At 72.9% G+C, this 12,337-nt stretch carries 9 protein-coding genes; 3 read left to right on the forward strand and 6 right to left on the reverse strand.

Features of this window, described 5'->3' with window-relative positions:
• Positions 1 to 38: 38 nt before the first annotated feature.
• From AC1UKG_RS19250 to AC1UKG_RS19270, 5 genes are read right to left on the reverse strand one after another with little or no spacing between them, the layout of a single operon-like run.
• On the reverse strand, positions 39 to 896 hold the full coding sequence (locus AC1UKG_RS19250; protein WP_482642202.1) for a spermidine synthase: 858 nt from the start codon (positions 894 to 896) through the stop codon (positions 39 to 41).
• The gene (locus AC1UKG_RS19255) at positions 896 to 1,882 is read right to left on the reverse strand and encodes a hypothetical protein (protein ID WP_018745481.1); all 987 of its coding nucleotides are present in this window, start codon (positions 1,880 to 1,882) and stop codon (positions 896 to 898) included. The genes AC1UKG_RS19250 and AC1UKG_RS19255 overlap by 1 nt, the downstream gene beginning before the upstream one ends.
• Positions 1,883 to 1,910: 28 nt before the next feature.
• Positions 1,911 to 4,385 (reverse strand): AAA family ATPase, encoded by a 2,475-nt coding sequence (locus tag AC1UKG_RS19260; protein WP_482642201.1) that lies wholly within the window; start codon positions 4,383 to 4,385, stop codon positions 1,911 to 1,913.
• Complete coding sequence (locus tag AC1UKG_RS19265) at positions 4,385 to 5,533, reverse strand: exonuclease SbcCD subunit D (protein WP_018814813.1); 1,149 nt, start codon at positions 5,531 to 5,533, stop codon at positions 4,385 to 4,387. The genes AC1UKG_RS19260 and AC1UKG_RS19265 overlap by 1 nt, the downstream gene beginning before the upstream one ends.
• Before the next feature lie 12 nt (positions 5,534 to 5,545).
• Entirely contained in the window at positions 5,546 to 7,288 is a 1,743-nt protein-coding gene (locus AC1UKG_RS19270; RefSeq protein WP_482642200.1) for an ATP-binding protein, read from the reverse strand.
• 273 nt (positions 7,289 to 7,561) lie between these two features.
• Here AC1UKG_RS19270 and AC1UKG_RS19275 point away from each other — a divergent pair, with 273 nt between their 5' ends.
• Entirely contained in the window at positions 7,562 to 9,232 is a 1,671-nt protein-coding gene (locus tag AC1UKG_RS19275) for a hypothetical protein (protein ID WP_482642199.1), read from the forward strand.
• Positions 9,233 to 9,312: 80 nt separating this feature from the next.
• Here AC1UKG_RS19275 and AC1UKG_RS19280 read toward each other — a convergent pair whose 3' ends face one another.
• Complete coding sequence (locus AC1UKG_RS19280; protein ID WP_018745486.1) at positions 9,313 to 10,059, reverse strand: pyrimidine reductase family protein; 747 nt, start codon at positions 10,057 to 10,059, stop codon at positions 9,313 to 9,315.
• 150 nt (positions 10,060 to 10,209) lie between these two features.
• Here AC1UKG_RS19280 and AC1UKG_RS19285 point away from each other — a divergent pair, with 150 nt between their 5' ends.
• Together AC1UKG_RS19285 and AC1UKG_RS19290 are read left to right on the forward strand one after the other, a co-directional pair.
• Complete coding sequence (locus AC1UKG_RS19285) at positions 10,210 to 10,755, forward strand: plasmid pRiA4b ORF-3 family protein (protein WP_018745487.1); 546 nt, start codon at positions 10,210 to 10,212, stop codon at positions 10,753 to 10,755.
• A gap of 268 nt (positions 10,756 to 11,023) precedes the next feature.
• On the forward strand, positions 11,024 to 12,310 hold the full coding sequence (locus tag AC1UKG_RS19290; protein ID WP_482642198.1) for an ABC transporter substrate-binding protein: 1,287 nt from the start codon (positions 11,024 to 11,026) through the stop codon (positions 12,308 to 12,310).
• Positions 12,311 to 12,337: the final 27 nt, after the last annotated feature.

Genomic DNA, 12,337 nt, shown 5'->3' on the forward strand with positions numbered 1-12,337 from the left:
GACAGTGGCCGGCTGCTCGGCATCGGGGGTGCGCCGGATCAACCGCCGACCGAGAAGATCCCCGGCGGGGGCGGTGCGGAGTCGGTGGCGTCGGTGTCGTGGACGACCGGGGCGCCGCCGCTGAACCGGACCAACTCCCCGCCGGCGAGCAGCCGGCCCGGGAACCAGTCACCGGAGACCCGCCGGGTCAGCTCGGGCACCGGCGGGGTGGTGCGGCCGGCGAGCAGCACCAGGTTGCCGAAGCGGCGGCCCCGCAGCACCGCGGCGTCGCCGACCAGCGTCGCCTCGGGTAGCACTGATCGGACGGTGGCGACCTGTCGGCGGGCGTGCCGCAGCGGCGGGCCGTCGGCGATGTTCGCCAGGTACCAGCCGGTGGGTCGGAGGACGCGGGCCACCTCGGCGGCGAACTCCACCGAGGTCAGGTGGGCGGGGGTGCGGGCGCCGGCGAAGACGTCGGCGACCACGATGTCGATGCTGGCGTCCCGGAGGCCGGTGAGGGCTTCCCGGGCGTCGGCGACGCGTACCCGTAGCCGTGGGTTGGGCGGCCAGGGCAGCTCCCGGCGGACCAGCTCGACCAGCGCGCCGTCCACCTCACAGACCCGTTGGGTCGAGCCGGGACGGGTGGCGGCGACATACCGGGGCAGGGTCAGCGCGCCGCCACCGAGGTGCAGCAGGCGCAGCGGGGCGCCGGCCGGGGCGAGCAGGTCGATCGCGGCGCCGAGCCGGCGCACGTACTCGAACTCCAGGTGGGTGGGGTCGGTGAGATCCACATGTGACTGCGGGGCGCCGTCGAGCAGCAGCGTCCAGGAGCCCATCCGGTCTGGGTCGGGGACCAGCTCGGCCATCCCCGTGTCGACCTCGACGGCGGCCCGGTCGGTGGAGCGGCGGCGCCCCATCAGAGCGCACCGCCGGGTGGCTGTGCGGCGGCGGGCGTGGCGCTGCGCGCGGCGGCGACCAGGGCGCGGTGCAGCAGCCGGGAGTCGCCGATCATCCGTCGCAGGCGGCGTTCCAGACCGGCGATGGGGATCAGGTTCTGCGGCGCCCGGGGGTCCTTGTACGGGGTGGAGGCGAAGCGGGGCAGGGTCACCACGGACAGGTCCGCCAACGCGACCGCCGCCGCGATGTCCAGCTCGGTGGAGCACTCCACCCGCACGATGCCCGCCCACGGGGCGCCGCCGGCGACCGGTAGCCGCAGGTACCACGACCAGCCGCCCCACGCGGTGCCCAACCGGAACACCGGGGAGCGTTGCCCGGCGGTGAGCCCGGTGACCACCGCGGTGAGCCGCGCGTCGAGGTATTGGCTGTGTTGGGTCTTCACGTAGCCGAGGGTGCGGGGCAGGAGCCGCCGGTTGCGCAGCGGCCCGTCCACCACCAGCAGATCATCGTCGCTGCGGGCGGCGCTGGAGACCGCCACCTCCAGCGCGGTCAGCGGGCCCTGCACCGCCGCCGGCAGCTTGGCCAGCTCGCCGCTGCCGCCAACCTGGTGCACCGGGTAGTGGACGTTGCCGGCGTGCACGTCCACCGCGGACGGGCTGGCGGTGAAGAGCCCCCGCTCCACCCGGGCACCGGCCAGCTGGGCCGCGCCGCGCTCCAGGTCGCAGCGGACCACCCCGGCCGCGTACGAGGCGGCCAGCCCCGGGTACGAGACCCCGTCGGGCTCGGTCAACCACAGGCTGGCGTCGTTTCGGCGTACCCCGTCAACGAGGAGCACCACGGCCGGGGCGTGCACGCCGGACCGGGGCCCGACCGCCCGCCAGTCGACCGCGGGCAGCTCGTGGTCGGCCTCGACCCGGGCGCTGCTGGGCGCGGCCGGGCCGCCGGCGGCGGCCTCGAACGAGGCCCCGTACGCCGGGTCCCACGCGTCGACGAAGAAGCGGGTCACCCGGGTCGCCCCCGCCCACCGTCGGCGCTCACCGGCCGGTCCGTTCGATCCGGGCCGACCGGGCGTCCTTGCGGACCTCGAAGCGGACCGGAATGCGCTCGGCCAACGCCGGTACGTGGGTGACCACGCCCACCATCCGGTCGCCCCGCGCGGCCAGGTTCTCCAACGTGGCGGCCACCGTGTCGAGGGTGGCGGTGTCGAGCGTGCCGAACCCCTCGTCCAGCACGATGGACTCCAGGCTCGCCGCGGTGGTCGACATCCCGGCGAGCTGTTCGGCCAGGGCCAGTGCGAGCGCCAGCGACGCCTGGAAGGTCTCCCCGCCGGAGAGGGTGCGCACACCCCGGCGCAGGCCGGCGTCGTGGTGGTCCACGACGAAGAACTCTCCCTTGTCGTGGACCAGGTCGTACTGGTCGCCGGAGAGTTCGCGCAGGATTGTCGACGCCCCGTCCACCAGCAGGTCCAGCGCCTCGGCGAGCAGCCACCGTTCGAAGTTGTTCGCCCGCAGATGGCCGGCGAGCGCGCGGGCCATCTGCGCCTCGCGTTCGTAGGTGGCGCGCTGCTCGCGCAGGTCACCGGCCTGCTCCCGGCGGCGGGTCACTTCCCGCAGCTGCGCCTCGGCCCGTTCGAGGGCGACCGCCGTGTCGCGGCCCGGGTCGTCGGTGGCCGGCACCCCGCCCGCCTCGAGGAGCCCGCCGATCCGCGCTTCCACCGCGGCCACCTGCGCCTCGGCCGTGCTCACCGCCGCCACCCGGTCGGCGCGCTCGGAGCGCCGTCGGGCCACCTCGGCGGTGGCCCAGTCGGTCAGCGTCGTCCACGCCGCCGCCACGTCCTCCCGGTCGGTGGCCGGTGGGCCGAAGCGGGCCAGCCCGTCCCGGGTCGCGTCGAAGGCCCGCCAGGTCGTGCGGAGCCGCTCCTGCGCGGTGTCCACCGCGGCCCGGGCCCGGCGGGCCTCGTCCCGGCCGGCGCGGACCGCCGCCGCCGACTCCTCCAGCTCCCGCCGTAGCCGCCCGTGCTCGGCCAAGGCCTGGTGCAGCGCCGCCGGCTCCGGGGCGTCGGCCAGCTGGGTGTGCAGGGCGGCCAGCCGCGCGTCGAGCTGCTCCTGCCGGACCCGCGCCGCCACCAGCTCCCGTTCCCGCTCGCGGACGGCGCTGTCCCGCTGCGCCACGGTGGCCTTGGCCGCCTCGCTGGCCGCCCGCGCCGCCTTACCGGCCGCGATCGCCGCCGGCACCGCCGATGTGGCCGGGATCGCCGGGACCTGGGCGACGGTCTGCTCGCAGACCGGGCAGGTGGCCCCGTCGTGCAGCGGCTCCCGCACCGCCATCGCCAGGTCGGTCGCCTGGGCCTGCTCATGTGCCTGGAAGGCCGCGGTCAGGCCGGCCTCGGCCTGCTCGGCCGCCGCCTGTGCCGCGGTCAGCTCCGCCGCCGCCGCCGCATGCCCGGCCTGAGCCGCCGCCACCGCCGCCCGGACCGTCTCGGCCTCGCCGGCCAACCCCGCCCGGTCGTCGTACGCCCGCAGCAGCAGGCGTAGCGCGCTCTCGTCGCCGGCCGCGGTCAGCTCGCCGCGAAGCTTCTCCTCCCGCTCCTCGGCGAGCGCCACCACGGTCGTGGCCCGATCCGCGTCGGTCTGTGCGGTCGCCACCGCCCGGGCGACCTCGGTCACCCCGGCCGGGGCGCGTACGGCGTCGAGCACGGCCAGGTCGGTGTCGAGGGTGGTCAGCGCCCCGCTCGCCTCCCGCGCCGCGGTGTGCGCCGCCGCCTGTTCGGGAACGGCGGCGGTGACGGCGGTGGCCAGCTCCCGCATCTGCTCGACGCGGGCCGACACCTCGTCGAGGGTGGCGTCGTCGATGTCGGTGAGGCCGGTGAGGGTCTGGTTGACGACCTCGAACTTCGCCTCGGCCTGGCTGGCCCGGGTCCCCGCCTTCTCCCGCACCTGCTCGTAGACGCCGAGGCCGAGCAGGTTGACCAGGATCTCCTGCCGTTTCGCCGGTCGGGCGTGCAGGAAGTCGGCGAACTGCCCCTGCGGCAGCAGCACACAGCTGGTGAACTGCTCATACGGCAGCCCGACCGCCGTCAGCACCGCGTCTTCCATCTCGGCGACCGTGCCGGCGAGCACCTCGCCCAGGTCCTCCGGGCTCAGCCCGGTGTCGAGCTTGGCCGGGTCGAAGCCGGGCGGCATGAGCTGGAGGCCGGCGCCGGAGGTCTTGACGTTGCCCCGGCTGTCCCGCCGGACCACCCGGGTGGCCACGTAGCGGTCGCCGGCCGACTCGAAGACCAGCCGGACCCGCGCCTCGGCCGCCGACGGGGCGAGGGCGTTCGCCAACCCGCGGGTGCCGCCCCAGCGGGGTACGGTGCCGTAGAGCGCGAAGCAGATGGCGTCCAACACGGTGGACTTGCCGGAGCCGGTCGGCCCGACCAGAGCGAAGAAGTCGGCGTCGGTGAAGTCGACCGTTGTCGCCGCCCGGAAGACGGTGAAGCCATCGAGGTCCAGTCGCATCGGCCGCATCAGTGCTCGACCTCCTCGAAGAGCTCGTCGAAGAGCCCCCGGACGTCGTCGTCGGCGTGCCCCCGGTCGTCCAGGTAGTCGCCGAAGAGCTCCCGCGGCGACCGGCCGGCGCGCTGGGCGACGCGGGCACCGCCGCCGGGCGCGGACACCAGCTCCGGATCGATTCTGATCTCCAGGGCGCGGGGGAGGAGCTCCTGCACCTCCTCGCGGAGGCCGGCCCGGGGCTGCTCCCGGACGAAGACCCGCAGCCAGGCGTCGGGCACCTCGACCTCGGCGAGCTGCGCGAGCGTGCCCCGGACGGTCCGCAGGGTGGCGGCGGCGGGGATGGGCACCTCGCGCACCTGGGCGGCCGTGGTGGCGGTCACCTCGACCACGGTCACCGACGGGACGTTCTCCTGCTCGCCGAAGTCGACCGCCAGCGGGCTGCCGCTGTAGCGGATCGGGCACCCGCCGTCGACCCGCTGGGCGCGGTGCAGGTGACCGAGGGCGACGTAGTGCGCGGTGCCGGGGAAGACCGCCGCCGGCACCGCGTAGCCGAGGACGGTGTGCGCGTCCCGCTCGCCGCCGCCGGTCGCCGCCCCGACCACGGTCAGGTGGGCGGTGACCAGGTGCACCCGGTTCGGCTCGGTGAAGCCCTCGGTCAACCGGGTGACGATCCGCCCCAGGTGGTCGGCGTACGTCTGGTTCGCCTCGGCGGCGGTCAGCTCATACATCTCCACGGCCCGGACCGCGTACCGCTGGGACAGGAACGGCAGCGCGGCGAGCTGCCAGCGTTCACCGCCGCCGGTCGTACCGTCGATGATGTGCTCGTCGGGGTCTTCGCGGACGTTGCCCCGCAGGGTGATCCCGGCGGCGTCGGCCCACGGCCGCAGCGCGTCCAGCGCCGCGCCGTTGTCGTGGTTGCCGCCGATCGCGACGACATCGGCGCCGGTGCGGCGCAGCGCGGTCAGCGCCCGGGTGACCAACCGGGTCGCCTCGGGGGTGGGGGCGGCGGTGTCGTAGAGGTCACCGGCGATGATGATCAGGTCCGGCGCTTCCCGCCGGGCCACCTCGATCACTCCAGCGAGGACGGCCTTCTGCTCCTCGGCCCGGGACTGCCCCTTGAGGACCTTGCCGACGTGCCAGTCGGAGGTGTGCAGGATCTTCACGGCTCAATCACCTCAGAACGGGATGTCGTCGTCACCGGAGCCCACCACGGCGAACGGGTCGGCCGACTGGGTGATCGACCGGAGTGTCTGGGAGGGCACCGCGCCCGCCTCCGCGACCCGCGTCGCCCAGGCGGGGAACGGAAACTCCAGGCAGAGCGGCACCGGGATGTCGGGCTGGTTGACGAACATCGTGCCCGGCTTCGCCAGCAGCGCCCGCTGCCGCTGCGCCGGCGGGAGGAAACCGTACTCGGGGCGGGAGGCCTCCGCCGGGTCGAGCCGACCCACCACCCGGACCGCCGAGTTCGTGACGATGCGCCGCTCCACCTCGCTGGCGGTCTGCTGCGCGCCGACCAGGATCACCCCGAGGGAGCGGCCCCGCTCGGCGATGTCCAGCAACACCTCCTTGATCGGGGAGGAGCCCTCGCGGGGGGCGTACTTGTTGAGCTCGTCGAGGACGACGAAGAGCAGCGGCTTGGCCGTGCCGCTCTTCTCCTTGCGCTCGAACTCGCTCTTGAGCGTCACGCCGACCACGAACCGCTGCGCCCGGTCCGGCAGGTTGTGCAGGTCGACCACGGTGACCTGCGCCGACTCCGCGGTGTTGATCCGGTGCGGGCGTCGGGTGGCCAGATCGCCGCGGATCAGCCGGGACAGGTCCTTCTTACTGCCGATCAACCGGCGGGCGAAGGCGTTGACGGTGCCGAGGCCGACCGCGCTGCCGGCCCAGTCGCCCCGGGTCTCGTCGTCGTTGAGCTGCTCGACGATGTGATCGACCAGGTCGGCGTAGCTGCCGAGGCGGACCCCGTCGATGCTCACCCCGCCGTCGGCGGGCTGCGCGTACCGGGCCAGGTGGGCGGTGACCGAGTGCACCACCATCGTGTACTGCTGGCGCTCGTCGTCGGCGTCGGCGAAGACGTACGGCAGGAGCCGGTCGGCGCAGAACTCGTCGAGCGTCCAGTAGAAGCTGTCCACCCCGCTGAGCCGACTGCTCACATCCGGCGTGCCGGTGGCGTCGCCGGCCCGGGGCGGAGCGTAGACGCGTACGTCGGGGAAGGCCGCGGCGTCCAGACCGAGCCGGGCGTACGCCGTGCGGGTGGACTCGTCCAGCCGGGTGTTGGGGTGGTCGAGGAAGAGCAGGTCCTCGCCCTTGACGTTGAAGATCAGCGCCTTGGCGTTGACCGCGTCCCCGCCCAGGACGCCGGAGCGGAAGACCGAGTAGAGCAGGAAGGTGGCGAAGCTCGTCTTGGTGGCGACGCCGGAGATGCCAGAGATGGAGACGTGCGCACCCCGGGTGCCGTCGAGGAAGTCGGCGTTGAGGTAGACCGGCACCCCGTCGCGGCCGGTGCCCATCGGGATCCGCCGCTCCATCCGGTCGAAGTGCAGCGCCCGGGCCCGGGCGTCCCCCTCGGCCCGGTGCACGACGGCGCCCGGCGACGGCGGAACGTAGAGCTCCGGGTCGACCCGGGTGGTGGTGATCTCGGCGGCCTCTTGCACCTGGGCGGGGAGCATGCCGTCGGCGATCGCGAAGACGTCGGAGTCGAACTGGGCGCCCTCGTGTCGGGCGCGCACCTGGGTGACCACCCCGGCGATCGTCACCGGCTCCCGGTCCGGCAGCTCGCGGCGGGTGGCCACGACGTCGTCGAGCTGCAGGTAGCTGGTGGGGGAGACCGCCGTCCAGAACTGCAGCGGGGTGGCGTCGGCGGTGCCGAGCACCCGGCCGACCAGCTCGCCCGGGCTGTCCGCGGCGTCGTTGGTCATCGGGTCACTCCGTGGGGCTGGGGGGCGAGGTCGGCAGACACGTCCTGCATCCTGCCCGAGACCTACGACCAGCCGCCACGTGACGCGGCGGAGACCACGCCGCGCCCGCCCCCGACCCGCCCAGGGCCGGTGCGCGACGGGCCCTGGGCGGTGCGCGTCTGGGCGTGCTGGCGGTGCGCGACGGACGCTGGGCGGGGCGCCTCGGGTGCCGCGGCTGGGTGCTATCGGCGAATTCCCCACGAGTCGGGCGCGAGCTGGGCGATGCTGTAACGGATGAAGCTGCGGGAGGAGTGGCTGCGGACGCCCCGCGGTCGGTTCAAGGCGCTGGTCGCACTGGCGGCGGTGCTACCGGCGGTGGAGGCGACGATCATCGCGGTGCTCGGATTCCAGGCTGTTCGCGGGCTGTCGCCGCAGGTGAGCGCCATCTGGCCGTACGGCACCTTCCATGAGCTGCGGTGGCTGTTCGTCTACCACCGGACCATCCCCGGGTTCTTCCTCACCTTGGTGGGGATATCGGTGCTGCGGGGACTCCTCACCACCGTCATGGCGAACCTGGCCTGGCCGGAGGGAACCCCCCATCCGTCGTGGCGCTGGCTGCTGCGACGCAACATCTGGGTCACCCTCCTGACCGCGGTGCTCCTCTCACCCTGGGTGGCACTGGCGATGGCCTTCGCCACGACCGGGCTCTCCTGGTATCTGATCGCCTCGCTGCTGCCGTTGCTGCTGTTCGCCCCGTTCCTGCTGCGGGCCGGGCTGGCCGCGGACCGGTGGCGGGGTCTGCCGCGGCTCAAGGTGGTCGGCTGGGCGTGGCTGAACTTCGCCGTGCTCACCATCGTCGGTGCGGTGCTGTCGGCGGTGCCCATCTGGTGGGGCATCCCGTTGGCCGCCGTCGGCGGCGCGCTCAACGCGTTGCTCTGGCGCAAGAGCGTCGCTGCCGTCCTGGCCCCCGGCCGGGTCCGCTTCCGGATCGTGCCGGTGGTGCCGCTGTTGGTGGCGCTCATCCTGCTCAGCTTCCCGGCGATGCCGCTGGCGGCCGAGCGGGTCCAGGGCGGGCGCGGCGGGTGGCGACCGCCGATCATGACGGAGCCGTTGCCGGACTCGGTCCCGTACGCGGTGATCGCCCTCGGCGGGCACGACTCCGCGTACGACGGTGAACCGGCGGTGGATCCGCGGGTGGAGCGGTTCTCCTACCTCGGACTGGATGAACAGAACCGGCCGTTGCCGTACACGGCGGTGGCCACCCACCGGTCGTTGGGCGACAGCGCGGCCCTGTTGGCGGAGCAGGTCGAGATCCTGCACGAGCGGACCAACCGGCCGATCGCCCTGCTCGGGCACAGTGAGGGGGCCATGGTGGCCCGGACCTACCTGGAGCGGTGGCCGATGACGGAGGTGGAGGCGGTGCTGCTGTTCAGCCCGCTGGTGATGCCGGGCCGGGTGTACTACCCGCCGGCGGAGATCAGGCGGGGGTGGGGCGTGGTGGCCGGTTGGGAACTGCGTGCGCTGCAGTCGCTCTGGAACCTCACCGACACCTCGGAGGAGGTGCCGGACCAGGATTTCATCCGCTCGTTGCTGGCCGACGCCCCGTTCTACCGAAACCGTACGCTCTGCCCGGTGGCGGGGGTGCGGATGGTGGCCTTCCTGCCGACGGTCACCGCGATCGAGGCACCGCCCGGCCAGTACCACCGGATCCCGGTGTACGAGCTGCCCGCGTTCCACGGTGAGCTGGTCGGCCGCGCCGACGTCGCGGACCTGGTGCTCGATTTCCTCTCCGGCGACTCGGTGCAGCGGTCCGAGTGGCAGTACGAGGTGCTCCAGCGCATCGGCTCGGCCTGGCAGCCGCCGCCGTTGGCTCTGAGGATCAACCCGGTGTGGTCGGCGGGGCGGGAGGCGGACCCCGCCTTCACCGGCCGGATCTGCGAGGCCCGCGACGCCGGGCCGAGATAGGCGCGACGCCGGGGCCAGACAGGTCGGGTGCGCGACGCCGCGCCGAGACAGGTCCCATAGCGGTCGCGGGCGGGCGGGGGTTAATCACGGGCGTAGCGGAGCAGCAGCCCGCCGTCGGCGGCGGCGAGCACGTGCCGCAGCGGTAGGTGCCGCACCGGGCTGGGCTCTCCGGCGGTGATCCGGCCCGGACCGGCGCCGGCCAGTAGCGGGGCGACGGTCAGGCAGACCTCGTCCACCAGGTCGGCGGCGGTGAGCGCGCCGAAGAGGTGCGGGCCCCCCTCGCAGAGCAGCTGGCCGAGCCCGCGGCGTCGCAGCTCGGTCAGGCCGGCGTCGAGGTCCACCCGGTCGTCGCCGCATTCGACGAGGTCGGCGACGTCGGTCAGGCCGGTCGGGGGGGTGGCGGCGGCGTGCGTGAGCACGATCGGGCGTACCGGTGCGTCGGCGAGGGCGGGATGGGTCGGGTCGAGGGTGGCCGAGCCGGAGACCACGACGAGGGTCGGGCACTCCGGTAGGCCATGTTCCTGGCGCCAGGCGCGGCGTCGCTCGTCCAGCCGCAGTGGCCGGTAGCGCTCGTGGCGCATCGTGCCGCCGCCGACCACGAGGCCGTCGCAGAGCATCCGCAGCAGCCGGAAGACGCGCTTGTCCGGCTCGCCGGAGAGCCCGGCCGAATAGCCGTCGACGGTGACCGCGCCGTCCACGCTGGTCACGAAGTTTACTCGTAGGTGTGGTCGATCGGCCCGGCCGTAGCAGTCGGTGAGCGCGGCGTCGTCGAGGCTCGCACGGGACGGCGCTGGCCAGAGGGCGGTAATCGGCGTTTCGACGGTCATTCGCTGGCCGGACCCGTGACCGGAGGGGGTGGCGGAGGGGTACGGTGCTGGCAGTCACACCAGTTTTGGCCGCGACAGTCGTCGTGCCGCCTCGCCCGGCACGCTCGGCAGATCATGGTCGCAGCTTATTCTGCGGGAGGACGGGATAGCATGCCGCGTCAGATCTTCCAGCTGAGGATTTCCCTGGCCGGGGTCCGGCCGCTGGTCTGGCGCCGGGCGCTGGTCCCGGGCGGCTTCACCCTTGACCGGGTGCACCGGGTGGTGCAGCACGCGATGGGTTGGCGGGACTGCCACCTGCACTCCTTCGAGGTCGACGGCGAGCAGTACGGGGAGCCCGACCCGGACGGCGAGCTGTCGCTCCGCGACGAGCTGGACGTGCGGTTGGACGCGGTGGTCGGTAAGGGCAGCCGCTTCCACTACACCTACGACTTCGGCAATTGGTGGGAGCACGACCTGGTGGTGGAGGACGTCCTTCTGGCCGATCCGGAGGGGCGCTATCCCGACTGCGCGGATGGGGAACGGGCGTGCCCGCCGGAGGACATCGGCGGTCCGGCCGGCTATCTGGTGCTGCTGGCCGCGCTCGCTGATTCGGGTCATCCCGAGCATCACACGTTGCGGGACTGGGCAGGGGACCGCTTTGATCCGGCAGCCTTCGACGCCGGTCGGGCGGGCACGCTGCTCCGTCGATTCTGCTGACCAATTTCGCTGCATCAGGGCGCTGACCCGGGAAAGCGCCATTTCGCGGTAGGGATCGCGGGCGCGCGGTAACGATCCGGGATTCACTCCCATCGGCCTATTGACACGTCTGACACCTCCCGGCAATCTCATGGGAGCGTTCCCAGTGGTGTGGTGCGGCTCACTCGTCCACACCGGACCGTCGTCGAATCCATCATCGTCGGTCGACGCCCCGTACCGCCTCCCCCATCACGACAGACGCAGCCTCACATCGAAAAGAGGGGTCAGGATGAGCCTCACCACGCGGCGTTCCCGCCTGGCGGCCAGCGCCCTTGCCGCGATCACCGCCCTCGGCGGCCTCGCGGCCTGCGGCAACGACGACGAGCCGGCCGCGGGCGAGAAGCCCAGCAAGCTGATCGTCGAGACGTTCGGCGAGTTCGGCTACGAGGAACTCGTCAAACAGTACGAGAAGGACACCGGCATCAAGATCGAGCTGCGCAAGACGGCGCAGCTGGGCGAGTACCGGCCCAAGCTGGTGCGCTACCTGGCCACCGGCAAGGGTGCGGGTGATGTGGTCGCGCTGGAGGAGGGCATCCTCAACGAGTTCAAGTCCAACCCGCGAAACTGGGTGGATCTCGCCCCGCTGGTTGACGACCTCTCCGAGGACTACCTGCCCTGGAAGTGGGAGCTGGGCAAGGCGCCGGACGGCCGGCTGATGGGTCTTCCGACCGACGTCGGCAGCCTCGCCGTCTGCTACCGCAAGGACCTCCTTGAGGCGGCTGGCCTGCCCACCGAGCGGGATGAGGTGTCGGCGCTCTGGCCGGACTGGGACAGCTTCCTGGAGACCGGCCGCGCGTACAAGGAGGGCAGTGGCGGCAAGGCCCTCATCGACTCGATCACCGCCGTCTCCGACGCGTCACTCTTCCAGCAGGGCGACGACCTCTTCTACGACAAGGAGAACAACATCATCGCGGACACCAGCCCCGCGGTGAAGGCGGCCTGGGACACCGCGATCTCGATGGTTGACATCTCCGCCAAGGCCGCCACCTGGTCACCGGAGTGGTCCGCCGGCTTCAAGCAGGGCAGCTTCGCGGCCACCTTCTGCCCGTCCTGGATGCTCGGCGTCGTCGCGAAGAACTCCGGTGAGGCGAACAAGGGCAAGTGGGACGTGGCGGCGGTGCCCGGTGGCGGCGGCAACTGGGGCGGCTCCTGGCTGGCCGTGCCGGAGCAGAGCTCCTACCACGAGGAGGCGGCGAAGCTCGCCGAGTTCCTGACCAACGCCACCAGCCAGGTGGAGGCCTTCAAGGCCAAGGGTCCGCTCCCCACCCACCTGGAGGCACTGCAGGACGAGGCCTTCCTCAGCTACACCAACGAGTACTTCAGCGGCGCCCCGACCGGCAAGATCTTCGGCGAGAGCGTCAGCAAGATCGAGCCGATCCACCTGGGGCCGAAGCACCAGGCGGTGAAGGAAAACGCCTTCGGGCTGGCGCTGCGGGCGTTCGAGAACGGACAGGCCAGTGAGGACGAGGCCTGGCAGCAGTTCACCAAGGACGCCCAGATTCAGGGCGCCTTCTGAGTGAATCCGACCTGGTGGCGTTCGGAA

Source organism: Salinispora sp. CH2A1_6, from assembly GCF_056820975.1.